The following is a 16,233-nucleotide window of genomic DNA, read 5'->3' as shown; positions in this document are numbered from 1 at the left end:
ACCAAGCTGACAGCGTAATAACCCAAGAACAAGGAAGCAGTAACGTGACAACAATAACCAATGAATCTGTAGTAACCCTTCACTTTACGATTAAAATGAAAGATGGATCGGTTGCGGATAGTACTCATAACATGGGTAAACCAGCGAAATTTGTTATGGGTGATGGCAGCTTGAGTGAAAACTTTGAGCAGTGCTTGATAGGCCTCGAAACAGGCGCACAAAAAGCGATTGAGCTAAAAGCAGAAGACGCGTTTGGCATGCCAAACCCAGATCATGTACACCATATGGATCGCACTAAGTTTGTAGGTGATGCAGAAGTAGAAGTGGGTACAATCATGGCGTTCAGTGGTCCTGATGGCATGGAAATCCCGGGCATTATTACAGAGATTGCTGGCGATTCAGTCACTGTGGACTTCAACCATCCTCTAGCGGGACAAGACGTGACTTTCGAAGTTGAAATTTTGTCAGTAGAATAGCGAACCCAATAAAGATAATTTCCATGAGCAATGAAATGAAAATCCTATTAGCTAACCCACGCGGCTTTTGTGCTGGTGTAGACCGTGCGATTAGCATCGTAGAGCGTGCGCTAGAGATGTATCAGCCACCGATTTATGTTCGTCATGAGGTGGTGCATAACCGTTTTGTGGTTGAAGGGCTAAAACAACGTGGCGCTGTCTTCGTTGAAGAGCTGCATGAAGTGCCAGACAACAACATTGTGATTTTTTCTGCTCATGGTGTATCGCAGGCGGTTCGTCAGGAAGCCAAGCAGCGAGATTTGACGGTATTTGACGCGACGTGCCCGTTGGTAACCAAAGTGCATATGGAAGTAGCGCGAGCAAGCCGCCGCAATATGGAAGTGGTTCTGATTGGTCACGCAGGTCACCCTGAAGTCGAAGGCACAATGGGGCAGTACGCGAGTGAAACCGGTGGTATGTACTTGGTTGAAACCCCGGCCGATGTTGAGAAACTGAAGTCGATCGTGAAAGATCCATCTGATCTTCATTACGTAAGCCAAACGACACTTTCTGTAGATGAAACTGCCGATGTTATCGAAGAACTACGCCGCGTCTTCCCAGATATCCAAGGACCACGTAAAGACGATATCTGTTACGCGACACAAAACCGCCAAGATGCCGTACGTGAATTAGCGGGTGACGTAGATGTGATGGTTGTTGTGGGTTCAAAAAACTCATCAAACTCTACACGTCTTAAAGAGCTAGCTGAAAAGCTAGGGACACCTGGCTACTTAACCGACTGTCCGGAAGATATCAAACCTGAATGGTTCGAAGGCAAAACAAAGGTCGGCGTGACTGCGGGGGCATCTGCTCCGGAAGAGCTCGTTAATCAGATTCTAGAGCGAATCAAAGAACTCGTCGGTGCCGAAGCGGTCGATGAAGTGCTTGGTCGTGAAGAGAATATGTTCTTTGAAGTACCCAAAGAACTGCAAATCAAGCAAGTGGATTAATCTCCATTTATCGAATATTAAAAAGACGACCCGCGGGTCGTCTTTTTTACATCTCTCTCAGTTCATTTAGGTAATCACGAATCTGGTCTTTCCCTAAACCATCGATAATCATATCGGACATCTTCGTGATTCTTCGCTCAAGCGACTGAGCAACTCTTTCGCAATGTGCGTACACCTCTTCATCAGAACCTTCAGTCGGAAAGGCATCGACTTGCCAGTTTACTCGAACGCCACCCGCAAGCCACTGAGGATCTGCCTCTTGATGTAAAGAGTCACAGAGAATAATAACGATGTCAGGAAGAAACTGAGTTCGCTCTTCCCATGAGTGGGTGTGGATATGTGGAATGGGAAGTTGGTGGTCATCTAAATATTTTTGCACCACCGGGTGAACTTTGCCTGTGGGATGAGAGCCACCGCTGGCGACACTAAAATCTGCTGGCAGGATATGGGTTGCGATCGACTCAGCGAGCACACTTCGTCCAGCATTGTGCTTACATATGAACAAAACTTTATACATCATCGCCTCGTCTTTTCGGAGCGTCTTATTTATACGCTAGCGGAAACTCAGCGGTGATGTGTGAACTTTTTGTGTTAGTGGCTAATGCCCAGCATCTCTTTGAGCACTTTAAGGTAGCGGCGGCTTACTGGTATCTCAAAGCCAGTTTTGGTGATGATTTCTGCTAATCCGTTTTCGAGTAATTTGATTTCGCTGATGGCCTTAATGCTGACTAAGTATTGGCGATGACAGCGTACCAGTGGGGTTTTCTCTTCTAGCGTTTTTAATGTTAGTTGAGTGCTCGCGGCTTGGCTGGTGGAACGTACATGCACGCCGCTGATGTCACTGTATGCACATTCTACCGTGTCGGTGGCCATGATGACGATACGGTTGTGCCCGATGCACGGAATCTGATCTAAAGTGTCGGGCGTAATAGCAGACAGCTGTTGAGTTAGGGCGGATTGACTAATGACTTTATTTAGCCGTTTGACCGTTTTGGTTAAACGGCATGGGTCGACAGGTTTGAGCAAGTAATCAAAGGCGTTGTCTTCAAACGCTTGAATTGCATACTGGTCGTAAGCCGTGACAAAAACCACATAAGGCATGGTTTCTGGATCAAGCATTCCAAGTAGTTCAATCCCAGTGACTTGAGGCATTTGGATATCGAGAAACACCACATCAGGTTTGAGCTCATTGATTTTTTTTAGACCAAGGATCGCGTTTGAGGCATTGCCCACCACTTCAACTTGTCCTGTTTCATCCAATAACTCTGTCAGCTCTTCACGAGCAAACTGTTCATCATCAATGACGAGTGCGGTTAACATCCAACATTACCTTTATTGCTTCAGCGTGCTTTTATGATTTTGGGGGAATGATAAAGCTCATTTTAGTAAATTGATGTGGCTCGCACGCAATTTTTAGCGATGCATCACGCCCAAATTGATTAGTGAGACGTTTGTCGACAATTTCTAAACCTAGCCCGGAGTGGTTTTCTTTTGGCGGTTCAAAACTGCCTGCATTGTCTTCGACAGTAATCAAATGACCTTGTGGGTGTGCTTCGCTGTATATATGAACTTTACCACCTTCAAGCATGTTTGAAATGCCGTGCTTAATGGCATTCTCAACCAAAGGCTGGAGTGTAAAGCTTGGCAATTTGATGTCCAGCAATTCAGGCTGAATATCGATTTCAACCTCTAAGCGGTCCGTAAAGCGGGCTTTCTCGATGCTCAAGTAAGAGTTCACATGTGCTAGCTCTTCTTTTAGCGTCACGGTATTAATGTTTTGCTTTAAATTGCTACGGAAAAAGTGCGATAAATTTTGGATTAACTCACGTGCTTTATCAGGATCACGACGAGTAATCGCACTAATGGTATTGAGTGCATTAAACAAAAAATGTGGATTCACCTGAGCGTGAAGCAGTTTGATTTCTGCTTGAGCGAGTAAGGCTTGTTGTTGTTGGTAGTCGCCATACAAGATTTGGCTAGAGAGAAGCTGAGCTATCCCTTCCGCCATTGACATGTTGGCCGTAGAGAACAATTTACGCTTCGGTTCATAGAGCTTAATGGTACCAATGACCTCTTTTCCCGCACGCAGTGGGATGATCAGCGCGGAGCCAAGTTTGCAGTCTTTTGCTATGGAACATTGGTATGGACGTTCTGCGCCATCAAGATAAATGATGTCGTTTTTCTCCATGGAGTCTAATGTGCTTTGCGATGAAATCGGCGTGTTCGGTTTATGGTGATCATCGCCAATGCCCACAAACGCTAAGATTTTTTCTTGGTCGGTAATCGCGACAGCGCCCACTTTGGTTTCTTCGTAAATAATACGCGCGATTCTCTCTGCGTTTTCGGTGTTGAAGCCGTTGCTTAGAATTCCCACTGAGCGATCAGCAATGGTGAGCGCTCGACGCGAAAACGTCGCAGAAAACTTTTCAAAGATCGCTTTTCTGTCTTGCAGGATACTCATGAACAACGCCGCACCAAATGAGTTCGCGATGATCATAGGCGCTGCAATAGCGGACACCAGTTCATAGGCTTGATCAAAAGGTTTCGCGACGGCGAGCAGCAAAATCATTTGCACCACTTCTGCAACAAACGTGACGCTGAATACAACGCTTGGATTAAACAGCAATGCGCCTTTATTTCGCTTGATAAGGTAAACGTGGAGCAAGCCACCAATTACGCCCTCGGCGGTGGTTGAAATTGCACAGGCTAGGTCAGTAAAGCCACCAAGAGAGTATCGATGGATGCCACCAGTAAATCCGACGGCGAAACCTACCACTGGGCCACCAAACAGCCCGCCCATGACCGCGCCGATCGCGCGAGTATTGGCAATAGCGTCGTTGATATGCAGACCGAAATAGGTGCCGAGAATACAAAAGCCAGAGAAGAGTACGTAACAAATTAGGCGGTGGCTTAAGCGCGAAGAAATACTCAGCAAAGGTAAGATGATTGGCGTTTTACTTAGCATGTAAGCCAAAACTAAGTACACACACATCTGTTGTAAAAGGGAAACGACCAGTTCCATAGTGAACCTAACCTAGAATCAATGTTGTTATTGTATACCTAAGTCACCTCAAGATACTTGGCTCAGATAAATAAAGACACCTAAATACATGGCGCTGCGCTCCGAGTTCTGAATCTTAAAGTAACTTGGGTATAAAACAAAAAGAGCCTGCAATTGGCAGGCTCTTATCTTAGTCACTCGGATGTGACGAGTATTACGCTGTTTCTGATACGGCTTGTGGTTTCTCTTCGTCAGCCAGTTCAGTTTCACCTTTACCCTTAGAGGTTTTGATAACGTAACCAGTCACTGCTAGGGCAAACACAATACCGACGATAGTTGATAGTTGCATTGGCAGGCCAAAACCTAGCGAGCTGTTGTTTAAGATGAACGTGACACATACCGTGGTCATGAAGATAGCAGGGATAGTGGTAATCCAGTGCAGCTTGTTGTGACGTAGTAGGTAAGCGGACGCAGTCCAAAGCATCATTACTGCTGTTGTTTGGTTAGCAAAACCGAAGTAGCGCCAGATAATGCCGAAGTCTACTTGAGTTAAGATACCGCCGATAACGAACAGTGGAAGTGCCATCAGTAGGCGGTTACGTAGCGTCTTTTGTTCCATGTTGAAGTATTCAGCAAGGATCAGACGGCTTGAACGGAATGCTGTATCGCCAGACGTAATTGGTAGGATAACCACACCTAGGAACGCAAGGATACCACCGAACACACCAAGCAGACCAAATGATGCGCTGTATACCACGTTACCAGGACCACCGTTTTTCACAGCTTCTGATAGTGCGTCTAGAGAGCCGAAGAAAGACAGAGCGATAGCACACCAGATTAGCGCGATAACACCTTCACCAATCATTGCTCCGTAGAAAACGAAACGACCGTTTTTCTCGTTTTCCATACAACGCGCCATCAGTGGAGACTGAGTCGCGTGGAAGCCAGAGATAGCGCCACATGCGATAGTGATGAACAGTGCTGGCCATAGTGGCATATCATTTGGGTTAAGGTTCGAGAACATGTCTGAAACTTGGAAGTCACCCATTACTGTGTGTTCGCTAGAAAACGCAACGGCTGTCATTAGACCAACAGACATAAAGATAAGTAGAGCGCCAAACAGTGGGTAGAAGCGGCCAATGATTTTATCGACAGGAACAATCGTCGCAATGATGTAGTAAGCGAAGATAGCGATAACCATTGTAGTCATGCTTACGCTCAAGCTTGTTTGATCATTGATGAGGTTAGTAATCATGCCTGCAGGAGCAGAAACGAACACTACGCCAACAAGAAGCAGTAGGACAATGGCAAAAATATTCATAAAGTGTTTTGCGCCATTACCTAGGTAGCGACCTGTGATAGTAGGTACAGATGCGCCGCCGTTACGCACTGAAAGCATGCCTGAGAAGTAATCGTGTACTGCGCCAGCAAAAATACAACCGACAACAATCCAAAGCATTGCCGCTGGACCGTATAGTGCACCCATGATTGGGCCGAAAATTGGACCAACACCAGCGATGTTAAGTAGCTGAACTAGATAAACTTTCTTTGTTGACATTGGAACGAAGTCAACACCGTCCGATTTGGTGTGAGCAGGCGTTTGGCGTTTTTCATTGATGCCGAAAATCTTCTCGACGAAAGCGCCGTAGATGAAGTATCCGCCGATTAGGGCTGCGACACAGGTTAGAAACCACATCATAGCAATTGTCCTTGGTCTTAGTTGGGTAGGGTAATTTTTTAATCTCAGGATGCATGTTATGCGTCACTTGTGTTAAATGCATTCGGTTAGTAGATGAGTGGTCGAATAGAGCACTGAGTGGTCGATATACTGCTTGAGCGGTTTTTAAACATGGCGAATGGTTGATTGCAGTAGTGAGCGGCTGATTTGAGGCGTCAGTGGTTTAATCTGCAAGCTAAGCGGCAAACGCCAATAATTAGTGGTAAGCTTATTTTTGAAAACAATTGCTTAAGGAAGAACCATGAAAAAGGCAACGTTAGGTTTGGCGCTGGCTTTACTTGCAGGATGCGCTGCAACGACGGAAGATCTTGCCAAGTCAGGAGATTGGCATCAGATCGGATATCAAGATGGTGTAGCCGGACACACATCACGCACGATGAGCGAGCTGCGTGAGTTGGGTAGCGTTAAGCAAAGTGACTACGACCAAGGTTATTTAGAGGGTCTACGTGAATACTGTAACCCTGCTTTTGCGTATCAAATGGGGCTATCTGGTCAGTATTATGAAGGGGTTTGTGAGGGTACTGAGCAAGCACAAAAATTCCGTATGGAATGGCAACGTGGCTGGAATGAGTACTCAAATTAATAGTCAATAAAGCCGCAGTGATACCGTCTGCGTAACATAAATGTGGCAAAATTCTCATTATTAAACTATGTTCATATTGCTTGATAGTGAGCACAGAAAAAAGGAATCACATTATGTCAACGCAAATGGCTGGTGGCTGGAGTCCATTTAATGAACTCAAAGCAGAGGATAAAGAAGTATTTGCTAAAGGTATCGAGGGGTTTGTCGGCGTCAAATACTCCCCTTTGGTTGTGGCTACTCAAGTCGTAGCCGGACAAAACTATGCGTTTTTCTGTAATGCAGAAGTTGTATACCCTGGAGCACAACCATACCCAGCAATGGTTCATATGTTCAGCGACCTTGAAGGTAAAGTCGGTATTACTCACATTGAACGACTGAACTACTAACTGAACTACTAAATTAAGCCATAAAAGGCGCCTGACTTTTAAATAAGTGAGGCGCTTTATTGATTAAGATTGATTCGCTTGATCGATCACGACTTTTCTTAAATATCCTTGTTTGGCTTTCAGTTGCTCAGTCGCGCTTTCTTTATCCAGCCCGGTTAAAATCATCAAAATCGCTAACTTGGCGTCGTAGTCCGTTTCTTTGAGCGCAGTTTTAGCCTCTTGGTTAGTACAATCTGTTGCTTGCATAACAATGCGAGCCGCTCTTGCAACTAGCTTTGCATTCGTCGCTTTCACATCTACCATTAAGTTCTGATAACTTTTGCCTAGGCGAATCATGCTTGCAGTAGTGAGCATGTTCAGGACGAGCTTTTGCGCGGTCCCTGATTTTAAGCGAGTGGATCCCGTTAACGCTTCAGGTCCAACAACGGGGCTGATCGCAATATCGGCAATATCTGCAATCGGAGAGTCAGGGTTACAAGATAGTGCTACAGTGGTGGCACCAAGTTCGTTCGCATACTCTAAGCCACCAATCACGTACGGTGTCCGTCCACTTGCCGCAATACCAACGACGACATCGCGTTGTGTTAGCGCATTCTCTTTAAGATCTTGCTCGCCTAGTGCCGGATCGTCCTCTGCCCCTTCTTTCGCGCGGAACATGGCCTCTTTTCCACCCGCAATAATGCCAACGACCATCTCTGGATCCGTGCCAAAAGTTGGTGGGCATTCTGAAGCGTCCAAGACGCCGAGCCGACCACTGGTGCCCGCACCGATGTAAAACAACCGACCTCCGACCTTAAATGCTTCCGTAATCTTATCAACGGCTTGAGCAATCTCTGGTAGCACTTTCTCGACCGCAATTGGGACGAGTTTATCTTGTTGGTTTAAACGCTGCACAATATCGAATGAAGGAAGAAGATCGATATCCATTGTTTCAGGATTTCGACCTTCAGAGACAAGGTGAGAAAGAGCCGCAATAAGCGCGTCATTTGTCATAGTAATTTAAGCCTTCGTGATTAATTTTTTGAGTAGAGTACGCCAAGTGAAGCGAGACGACTTGCCCCTGTGACTTCCGGTAAATTGCTAGGGAGGCTATGAATATAGCGTTGCGCAAGCCAAGCAAATGCCATGGCTTCCATGTAGTCACCATCAACGCCTTTTTCTGCCGTTGTCGCAACGTGCCATTGTGGCAATAACTTAGTCAATCGCTGCATTAAAAGTGGGTTTCTTGCTCCACCGCCACAGACCAATAGTTGAGGAGTGATGCCATGAGAAAACTTGTCGACTTCGTTGGCAATGGTAATCGCAGAGTATTCGCAGAGTGTACGCTGTACGTCTTCGGTTGGTAAATTGTAATGAGCCAGTTGCTGATGCAGCCAGTCAATATTGAACAGTTCTCGCCCGGTACTTTTAGGTGCTGGCATGGCGAGGTAAGCTTCTTTAAGTAATTGAGTCAACAAAGTAGCGTTTACCGTTCCTTTCAGTGCAAATTGTGCATCTTTGTCGAAGCTTTGCCCAGTGTGCAGCGCACACCACGCGTCCATCAACATGTTGCCCGGACCTGTGTCATAGCCAATGACTGGTTGCTCGGGATGCAGTACAGAGATGTTGGCAATGCCACCGATGTTCAGCACGACGGTGGTGGAATCTTGCATGGCAAAGATACTTTTATGAAAAGCGGGAACCAGCGGTGCACCTTGACCACCTAGCGCCATATCTTTACGTCGAAAATCTGCAACCGTATCAATCCCTGTTTTCACTGCGATGATGTTGGCATCACCCAACTGAGTGGTAAAGGGTAACTCTCCAGTAGGTTGGTGGAATACCGTTTGGCCGTGATTACCAATCGCACGAATTTGTTCCGCGACGTAGCCAGACTTATTGAGCAGTTGTAAAACGGCGTCAGCGAAGAGGTGGCCAAGTTGGTGATCCAATTCACCTATGGCTTTTAAATTTGTGGCTTGACCGGTACAAACAGATAACAGCATTTCTTTCAGTGCAGTGGGCATTGGGTAATCGTCGTGCGCAACCAGACGAACGTGCTCATCACTTATTTCAACCAGAGCGGTATCAACGCCGTCCATACTCGTTCCAGACATCACACCAATGTACAGTTCGTTAAATTTCATAGCCGATCTCGTCAATTCTTCATTCACTTATTGTAAAGCAAATCTGAAGCGAATAACCTCATCGAATACGAGATATTCAGCCGATTTTGAGGAGAAAACATGGGACCGTTATGGGTTGACGTCGCGGGTTATGAACTGACCGCTGAAGACAAAGAAATTCTGGAACATCCTACGGTTGGTGGCTTAATTCTATTTGCTCGTAACTATCATGATAGTGAACAGCTTCAAGCACTTACTCAATCAATCCGCAAGGCAGCCAAGCGCCCGATTTTGATCGGTGTGGATCAAGAAGGGGGGCGAGTACAACGCTTCCGTGAAGGTTTCTCGTTGATCCCTGCAGCCGAAGAATACGCCAAACATCAAAATGGTGAAGAGTTAGCATGTATGGGCGGTTGGCTAATGGCAGCGGAGTTGATAGCACACGACATTGATTTAAGCTTTGCACCCGTGCTCGATAAAGGTCATCAATGTAAAGCGATCGGTAACCGAGCATTTGGCGAAGATGCCGATACCATTCTTCGATTTAGCACCGCTTACATGCAGGGTATGAAGAGCGTTGGAATGGCAACAACAGGCAAACACTTCCCGGGTCACGGTGGTGTGATTGCTGACTCACACTTAGAAACGCCATACGACGAGCGCAGCGACATTTTTGAACAAGACATGGCTATCTTTAAAGCGCAAATTGATGCCGGTATTTTAGATGCCATGATGCCTGCTCACGTTATTTTTCCGAACTACGACTCTCAGCCTGCGAGTGGTTCAGAATACTGGTTGAAACAAGTTTTGCGACAGCAACTCGGTTTTAAAGGCTTGGTTTTCTCCGATGATCTGACGATGGAAGGCGCTGCCATCATGGGTAGTCCTGCCGAGCGTGGGGCTCAAGCCTTGAAAGCCGGTTGCGATATGCTATTGATGTGTAATAAGCGTGAAGCACACATTGAGGTGTTGGATAACTTGCCAGTATCAACAGTGCCACTGGCGGATGCGTTACTGAAAAAACAGTCGTTTTCTCTAAGCGATCTCAAGTTATCTCAAGAGTGGAAAGCGGCGAGTGAAGCGATGAAACGCTTGACCAGCTAAACCTCTTGTAAACGATTCAAAACACCGATTAGAAGCCAAAGTTAATTATACTTTGGCTTTTTATTTGTGTGTAAATAATAATTTACACTAAATGTTTTTTATTGTGTACGCTTGTTTTTCTTTTTCAGCCTGTTATCTTGTCGTTAAAGCTTAGTTGTCTCACCAAGAATTTGGTTGGGTGTAAAAATAAATATACAGGTTGGAGTTATGCAGAAAAGTGAGTTGAGCAATATTAATATTAGCGAAGAGCAGGTTCTTATTACCCCAGAGGAGCTAAAAACCAAGCTTCCTTTGAGTGAAAAAGCGCGCCGCTTTATTCAAGAGTCTCGCCAAACTATCGCTAATATTATTCATAAAAAGGATCATCGCCTGCTAGTTGTATGTGGTCCATGTTCTATCCACGACGTGGAAGCGGCGAAGGATTACGCAAAACGTCTTAAAGCGCTCTCTGAACAACTAAGTGACCAACTGTATATTGTTATGCGTGTTTACTTTGAAAAACCACGCACCACGGTCGGCTGGAAAGGGCTGATTAACGATCCGCACCTCGATGGCAGCTTCGATATTGAACATGGTCTGCATGTTGGACGCGAACTGCTAGTGGAATTGGCAGAGATGGAAATCCCGCTCGCGACTGAAGCTCTGGACCCAATTAGCCCACAATACTTGGCGGACACTTTTAGTTGGGCTGCGATCGGCGCACGTACTACGGAGTCACAAACTCACCGTGAAATGGCAAGTGGCCTGTCTATGCCAATTGGTTTTAAAAATGGCACGGATGGTAGTTTGGCAACCGCAATCAATGCGATGCAAGCTGCGTCTTCTAGCCACCGTTTTATGGGGATCAACCGTGAGGGACAAGTAGCGCTATTGACCACTCAGGGTAATGCTAATGGACACGTGATCTTACGTGGTGGCAAGCAAACTAACTACGACTCAGTATCAGTTACTGAGTGTGAGCAAGAAATGGCGAAGTCTGGTCTTGATGCATCACTAATGGTGGATTGTAGTCACGCCAACTCACGTAAAGATTACCGTCGCCAGCCATTGGTCGCAGAGGATGTGATTCATCAAATCCGTGAAGGTAATAAGTCCATTATCGGTCTTATGATTGAAAGCCATATCAATGAAGGAAATCAATCTTCTGACTTAGCTCTTGAAGAGATGAAATACGGTGTATCTATCACTGACGCATGTATCAATTGGGATTCAACTGAGGCACTATTACGTCATGCACATGAAGAGCTAGTGCCTTTCTTAGAAAATCGTCTAAAGGCTAATTAATACAGGATTTAAGGAACATCAATGGCAGTTGAACTTAACGCATTACGCGATCAGATTGATGCAGTCGACAAGCAAATGTTGGAGCTATTAGCTCAGCGTTTGGCGCTCGTAGAGAAAGTTGGGGAAGTAAAAAGCGAACATGGTTTGCCTATTTATGCCCCTGATCGTGAAGCGGCGATGCTGGCTTCTCGCCGAGCAGAAGCTGAGAAAATGGGAATTCCTCCACAGCTTATTGAAGATATTCTGCGTCGTACCATGCGTGAGTCTTATGCCAGTGAAAAAGACTCCGGTTTTAAGTGTTTGAACCCTGAATTACGCTCAGTGGTCATTATTGGTGGTAATGGCCAGTTAGGCGGCCTGTTTGGACGTATGTTCAAGCTATCTGGTTATCAAGTCAAAGTGCTTGGTAGCAAAGACTGGGATCGTGCGGATGACATCCTAAAAGATGCGGGCCTGGTGGTGGTTACTGTGCCAATTCACCTAACAGAAGGTGTGATTGAAAAGCTAGGTAATCTGCCACAAGACTGTATTCTGTGTGACCTGACTTCTATAAAATCTAAGCCACTGCAAGCAATGTTGAATGTGCACCAAGGACCGGTGGTTGGTTTACACCCAATGTTTGGTCCAGATGTGCCGAGCCTTGCCAAGCAGGTGATTGTGTACTGTGATGGGCGTGGAAATGATCAATACCAATGGTTGCTGCAACAGTTTGGTATTTGGGGCGCGAGCTTGTGCCAGATTGATGCGCAAGAGCACGATCATGGCATGACGTTAATCCAAGCGCTGCGTCACTTCACCTCATTTGCTTACGGCATGCATCTAAGCCAAGAGAACCCGAACATTGAGCAACTGTTAAAGTTGAGCTCACCAATCTACCGCCTGGAGTTGGCGATGGTAGGGCGTCTGTTTGGTCAGGATCCAAACCTCTACGGTGACATTATTCTCTCATCGCAAGAAAACATCGACATGATTAAGCGATTCCACCAACGCTTCGGCGAAGCACTTGCGATTTTGGATAGCAAAGATAAAGCCAAATTTGTCGAAAGCTTTGAGCAGGTGAGTGAGTGGTTTGGTGATTATTCACAACAATTTATGAATGAGAGCCAAAACTTACTCAAACAGGCGAATGATAATATTCATCGCGGTTAATCGCGGGTTATCTATCCGTGTGGAGCCCGAAACGAAAAGAGCAGCTTACGCTGCTCTTTTTTGTGTCGAGAGATAAATCAGTTAGTCGCGGTATTGCTGGTATCTTCACTTGATACTGTATTGATACTGGTGTCGCGATAGGGGGAGTTGGTTAAATTGACTTGCAGACGCACGACATTATCAATCAATTGAACTAAAGGGCCCCATTTCACTTTTTTCTCTTTTTCAAATACATAATTGAAGTTTTCAGGTGTCCACTCCATCAAGTATTGAGGGTTGAGTGCTCGCCCGAGAAAGCGCACCTCGTAATGCAGGTGCGGGCCAGTGGAATTACCTGAACTACCACATTGAGCAATCACATCGCCTTTACTGACAAATTGGCCGCTTTTCACTTTAAAGCGTTGTAAGTGAGCAAAGGAGCTCATAAAGCCAAATGAATGACGAATAGTGACATAGTTGCCATAGCCACGATTACTCGGGCGAACGGTTTCCACCACTCCGTCTGCAGGTGCGAGGATTTCTTCTCCTCGTTTACAGGTAAGATCGATACCAGTATGAACGTGTCGTTTACCTGAAATAGGATTAATGCGACTGCCATAGGAAGAAGAAATACGTTGGTATGTCACTGGGCTATCATTTGGAATCAAACGAAACATGGTTGCTCGAACCGCGGAATCGATAGCTGCTGCATCAATTCGCTCTTCTAACGCCATGTTGTTTTCATCGATCATCAGCTCTTCGTCAGCGAGACCTAGAACCGATTCGACGTCGAATACCCGTTTTCCTAATAGCTGAATTTGATTGTTTTTATCGGTCAATGACTGAGAAAGCGAGTGGTTGGTATCAAGCTGCTCTTCATAAAGCGCGGTGATTTCGGCCTTTTCACTTTCTAGTTTGGCGATGGTTTGTGTTAGTTCGTCTTTATTGTGTATCTGCTGTTGATTGAGATACCACGCGCCACCAACGACGGCGGGTAATGCCAATACCGAAGCAAATACTGCTAGGACCGAACTGCGGCCCAAATAGAACTGCTGATCGCCGTCTTTCGTCGGGATCTGCATGATGATTTTTTTAGACATAGTTATTGTTACTTAAATAGGCGTTCATTTATTTTTCTCCTAAATCAGAGAGATGTTCTAACTCTCGGTTCAGAAGGTCGTTATTGCCTACATTCAATTCTATAAATCGTTTTAGTTGGCTAATGCTCTCGATGTCTATCTTGATGATCTTTAACCTAATCTCACACTTAGAAACATCCACAATTTGCGCTTTTAACGTAATCACTTGTTCGGATTGATCAAATGAAAAAGTAACATGGGCTGGAAGGGCTGGATCCAAAGCCTCAGTCTCTTCCACTTTCATGAGTAAACCATGTAAGGAAAGATCTTGAATCCTAGCTTCAATTGCCAAGTCACGTTGTTCTACCTTCGCTGGCGCTTGATGGAGAATGCGTGAAAAGCGTCGTCTCTCTGCAATGTGCATTTTCTCGTCATGTCTTCAAACAGAATTGAATAGTATATCAATGTGAACAAAAAATGTTCGATTGCTGTTTGAAAAGTGTCGAGGTCGCTACAGAGTGACGTAAGTGCAATGTCATGTTCTTAACGAACGAGACGGGCTAATGAGCTCTTTTTTATAACAAAGAAAACAAAGGCCGCTATGATAGCGGCCTTTGTACAAATTACAATCAAACTTTGCGGGTTGCGATTACTTCGCAATACGCTTGTATTTGATGCGGTGTGGTTCTGCGGCTTCAGGGCCCAACGTTTTCTTCAACCAGTCCATGTACTCGGTGTAGTTACCTTCGTAGAAGTTAACTTGGCCCTCGTCACGGTAGTCAATGATGTGGGTCGCAATACGGTCAAGGAACCAACGGTCGTGCGAGATAACCATTGCACAACCTGGGAACTCTAGTAGTGCTTCTTCTAGGGCACGCAATGTTTCAACGTCAAGGTCGTTGGTCGGTTCGTCGAGTAGTAACACGTTACCGCCCGCTTTAAGCAGTTTCGCAAGGTGGACACGGTTACGCTCACCACCTGATAGCTCACCAATGATTTTTTGTTGGTCGCTGCCTTTAAAGTTAAAGCGTGAACAGTATGCGCGAGCAGGGATTTCGAAGTTGTTGATCTTAATGATATCAGCGCCTTCAGAAATCTCTTGGAATACGGTTTTAGAATCGTCCATGCTGTCACGGAACTGATCGACCGATGCAAGTTTCACAGTGTCGCCCATTTCAATTGTGCCTGAATCTGGTTGTTCAGTACCACTTAACATCTTGAATAGGGTCGATTTACCTGCGCCGTTCGCACCGATAATACCAACAATCGCACCTTTAGGGATGCTGAATGATAGGTCATCAATGAGAACACGGCCGTCAAATGACTTCGTTAGGTTCTTCACTTCAATAACTTTATCACCTAGACGCTCACCTGGCGGGATAAACAGTTCATTGGTTTCGTTACGTTTTTGGTGATCAGAGCTTTGCAGTTCTTCAAAGCGTGCCATACGTGCTTTTGATTTCGCTTGACGACCTTTAGGGTTTTTACGTACCCACTCAAGTTCTTTCTCGATGGTTTTTTGACGAGCACTTTCTTGAGATGCTTCTTGTTGTAGACGAGCGTCTTTTTGCTCCAACCATGAGGTGTAGTTACCTTCCCATGGGATACCTTCACCACGGTCAAGCTCTAAGATCCAACCCGCGGCGTTATCTAGGAAGTAACGGTCGTGGGTGATAGCGACTACAGTACCTGTATAATCCACTAAGAAGCGCTCTAGCCAAGCGACAGATTCTGCATCTAGGTGGTTGGTAGGCTCATCAAGCAGCAGCATGTCTGGCTTAGAAAGTAGCAGGCGACAAATAGCGACACGGCGGCGTTCACCACCTGATAGGTGCGCAATTTTTTGGTCCCATTCAGGTAAACGAAGTGCGTTTGCAGCTCGCTCAAGTGCGTTTTCTAGGTTGTGACCATCCTTCGCTTGGATCAGAGCTTCAAGTTCGCCTTGCTCTTTTGCAAGTGCGTCGAAGTCTGCATCTGGTTCTGCGTAAGCCGCATAGACCGCATCCAAACGTTTCAGTGCGTCAGCAACGTCAGCAACCGCTTCTTCAACAACCTCACGAACGGTTTTTGATTCGTCTAATACTGGCTCCTGGGGTAGGTAGCCTACGTTTAGACCAGGTTGTGGACGCGCTTCACCGTCGATATCCGTGTCGATACCTGCCATGATACGTAGCAGTGTGGACTTACCTGCACCGTTCAGACCTAAAACACCGATTTTCGCACCAGGGAAGAAGCTCAGAGAGATGTCTTTAAGAATTTGACGCTTAGGTGGCACAATCTTGCTCACCCGCGACATGGTATATACGTATTCAGCCATTGCCGATCGTTCCTAAATTAACTGTCATTCAAACCCATCATTT

At 45.8% G+C, this 16,233-nt stretch carries 16 protein-coding genes; 7 read left to right on the top strand and 9 right to left on the bottom strand.

All coding sequences use genetic code 11. From position 1 onward, the window contains the following. The first annotated feature begins 44 nt into the window (after positions 1-44). Positions 45-476: an FKBP-type peptidyl-prolyl cis-trans isomerase gene (gene fkpB, locus OO778_RS13855; RefSeq protein WP_012842130.1), complete on the top strand. Its 432-nt coding sequence runs from the start codon at positions 45-47 to the stop codon at positions 474-476. Between the two features lie 23 nt (positions 477-499). Beyond that, on the top strand, positions 500-1,465 hold the full coding sequence (ispH, locus tag OO778_RS13850) for a 4-hydroxy-3-methylbut-2-enyl diphosphate reductase (RefSeq protein ID WP_047009110.1): 966 nt from the start codon (positions 500-502) through the stop codon (positions 1,463-1,465). A gap of 46 nt (positions 1,466-1,511) precedes the next feature. Here ispH and OO778_RS13845 read toward each other — a convergent pair whose 3' ends face one another. The 4 genes from OO778_RS13845 to OO778_RS13830 all read right to left on the bottom strand — a co-directional run bounded on the left by OO778_RS13845 (position 1,512) and on the right by OO778_RS13830 (position 6,165). Continuing rightward, positions 1,512-1,985: a low molecular weight phosphatase family protein gene (locus OO778_RS13845; protein WP_264910037.1), complete on the bottom strand. Its 474-nt coding sequence runs from the start codon at positions 1,983-1,985 to the stop codon at positions 1,512-1,514. A 71-nt stretch (positions 1,986-2,056) separates the two neighbouring features. Further along, the gene (gene btsR / locus OO778_RS13840; protein WP_006743107.1) at positions 2,057-2,785 is read right to left on the bottom strand and encodes a two-component system response regulator BtsR; all 729 of its coding nucleotides are present in this window, start codon (positions 2,783-2,785) and stop codon (positions 2,057-2,059) included. A gap of 31 nt (positions 2,786-2,816) precedes the next feature. Beyond that, positions 2,817-4,487: a sensor histidine kinase gene (locus tag OO778_RS13835; RefSeq protein WP_264910035.1), complete on the bottom strand. Its 1,671-nt coding sequence runs from the start codon at positions 4,485-4,487 to the stop codon at positions 2,817-2,819. A gap of 193 nt (positions 4,488-4,680) precedes the next feature. Beyond that, complete coding sequence (locus OO778_RS13830; RefSeq protein ID WP_005381914.1) at positions 4,681-6,165, bottom strand: carbon starvation protein A; 1,485 nt, start codon at positions 6,163-6,165, stop codon at positions 4,681-4,683. A gap of 280 nt (positions 6,166-6,445) precedes the next feature. On the opposite strand from OO778_RS13830, the gene OO778_RS13825 reads away from it, so the two are divergent. Together OO778_RS13825 and OO778_RS13820 are read left to right on the top strand one after the other, a co-directional pair. Then, a complete protein-coding gene (locus tag OO778_RS13825; protein ID WP_012842128.1) occupies positions 6,446-6,787 on the top strand; it encodes a DUF2799 domain-containing protein in 342 nt (113 codons plus the stop codon). A gap of 113 nt (positions 6,788-6,900) precedes the next feature. After that, the gene (locus OO778_RS13820; RefSeq protein WP_012842127.1) at positions 6,901-7,173 is read left to right on the top strand and encodes a hypothetical protein; all 273 of its coding nucleotides are present in this window, start codon (positions 6,901-6,903) and stop codon (positions 7,171-7,173) included. A 63-nt stretch (positions 7,174-7,236) separates the two neighbouring features. Here the strand turns inward: OO778_RS13820 and murQ are convergent, their stop codons facing one another. After that, positions 7,237-8,166 carry an N-acetylmuramic acid 6-phosphate etherase gene (gene murQ, locus OO778_RS13815; RefSeq protein WP_046873943.1) on the bottom strand — a complete coding sequence of 310 codons (930 nt, stop codon included), beginning with the start codon at positions 8,164-8,166 and terminating at the stop codon, positions 7,237-7,239. Positions 8,167-8,186: 20 nt separating this feature from the next. After that, positions 8,187-9,299 (bottom strand): anhydro-N-acetylmuramic acid kinase, encoded by a 1,113-nt coding sequence (locus tag OO778_RS13810; protein WP_164666779.1) that lies wholly within the window; start codon positions 9,297-9,299, stop codon positions 8,187-8,189. A gap of 99 nt (positions 9,300-9,398) precedes the next feature. On the opposite strand from OO778_RS13810, the gene nagZ reads away from it, so the two are divergent. The 3 genes from nagZ to tyrA all read left to right on the top strand — a co-directional run bounded on the left by nagZ (position 9,399) and on the right by tyrA (position 12,815). Then, a complete protein-coding gene (gene nagZ / locus OO778_RS13805) occupies positions 9,399-10,382 on the top strand; it encodes a beta-N-acetylhexosaminidase (protein ID WP_237311969.1) in 984 nt (327 codons plus the stop codon). A gap of 207 nt (positions 10,383-10,589) precedes the next feature. Next, complete coding sequence (locus OO778_RS13800; RefSeq protein WP_005397501.1) at positions 10,590-11,666, top strand: 3-deoxy-7-phosphoheptulonate synthase; 1,077 nt, start codon at positions 10,590-10,592, stop codon at positions 11,664-11,666. 21 nt (positions 11,667-11,687) lie between these two features. After that, positions 11,688-12,815, top strand: a complete 1,128-nt coding sequence (gene tyrA, locus OO778_RS13795) for a bifunctional chorismate mutase/prephenate dehydrogenase (protein ID WP_134647792.1) — start codon at positions 11,688-11,690, stop codon at positions 12,813-12,815. 77 nt (positions 12,816-12,892) lie between these two features. Here the strand turns inward: tyrA and OO778_RS13790 are convergent, their stop codons facing one another. The 3 genes from OO778_RS13790 to ettA form a co-directional block, all read right to left on the bottom strand. Continuing rightward, complete coding sequence (locus OO778_RS13790; RefSeq protein ID WP_005397491.1) at positions 12,893-13,894, bottom strand: M23 family metallopeptidase; 1,002 nt, start codon at positions 13,892-13,894, stop codon at positions 12,893-12,895. Positions 13,895-13,922: 28 nt separating this feature from the next. After that, complete coding sequence (locus tag OO778_RS13785) at positions 13,923-14,291, bottom strand: PilZ domain-containing protein (RefSeq protein WP_012842125.1); 369 nt, start codon at positions 14,289-14,291, stop codon at positions 13,923-13,925. A gap of 231 nt (positions 14,292-14,522) precedes the next feature. Beyond that, the gene (ettA, locus tag OO778_RS13780) at positions 14,523-16,190 is read right to left on the bottom strand and encodes an energy-dependent translational throttle protein EttA (RefSeq protein WP_005381894.1); all 1,668 of its coding nucleotides are present in this window, start codon (positions 16,188-16,190) and stop codon (positions 14,523-14,525) included. Positions 16,191-16,233 lie beyond the last annotated feature (43 nt).

The sequence above is a fragment of the Vibrio sp. STUT-A16 genome (assembly GCF_026000495.1).
Lineage (GTDB): Bacteria > Pseudomonadota > Gammaproteobacteria > Enterobacterales > Vibrionaceae > Vibrio > Vibrio diabolicus.
The sequence above is the reverse complement of the archived record's forward strand: the minus strand, read 5'-3'. Positions and strand labels throughout refer to the sequence as shown.

Coding starts and splice junctions, on each gene's coding strand:
- murQ (WP_046873943.1), bottom strand. CDS start 8,166: ATGACAAATGACGCGCTTATTGCGGCTCTTTCTCACCTTGTCTCTGAA.
- ispH (WP_047009110.1), top strand. CDS start 500: ATGAGCAATGAAATGAAAATCCTATTAGCTAACCCACGCGGCTTTTGT.
- tyrA (WP_134647792.1), top strand. CDS start 11,688: ATGGCAGTTGAACTTAACGCATTACGCGATCAGATTGATGCAGTCGAC.
- nagZ (WP_237311969.1), top strand. CDS start 9,399: ATGGGACCGTTATGGGTTGACGTCGCGGGTTATGAACTGACCGCTGAA.
- OO778_RS13825 (WP_012842128.1), top strand. CDS start 6,446: ATGAAAAAGGCAACGTTAGGTTTGGCGCTGGCTTTACTTGCAGGATGC.
- OO778_RS13830 (WP_005381914.1), bottom strand. CDS start 6,165: ATGATGTGGTTTCTAACCTGTGTCGCAGCCCTAATCGGCGGATACTTC.
- OO778_RS13845 (WP_264910037.1), bottom strand. CDS start 1,985: ATGATGTATAAAGTTTTGTTCATATGTAAGCACAATGCTGGACGAAGT.
- OO778_RS13835 (WP_264910035.1), bottom strand. CDS start 4,487: ATGGAACTGGTCGTTTCCCTTTTACAACAGATGTGTGTGTACTTAGTT.
- OO778_RS13820 (WP_012842127.1), top strand. CDS start 6,901: ATGTCAACGCAAATGGCTGGTGGCTGGAGTCCATTTAATGAACTCAAA.
- OO778_RS13790 (WP_005397491.1), bottom strand. CDS start 13,894: ATGTCTAAAAAAATCATCATGCAGATCCCGACGAAAGACGGCGATCAG.
- OO778_RS13800 (WP_005397501.1), top strand. CDS start 10,590: ATGCAGAAAAGTGAGTTGAGCAATATTAATATTAGCGAAGAGCAGGTT.
- btsR (WP_006743107.1), bottom strand. CDS start 2,785: ATGTTAACCGCACTCGTCATTGATGATGAACAGTTTGCTCGTGAAGAG.
- ettA (WP_005381894.1), bottom strand. CDS start 16,190: ATGGCTGAATACGTATATACCATGTCGCGGGTGAGCAAGATTGTGCCA.
- OO778_RS13810 (WP_164666779.1), bottom strand. CDS start 9,299: ATGAAATTTAACGAACTGTACATTGGTGTGATGTCTGGAACGAGTATG.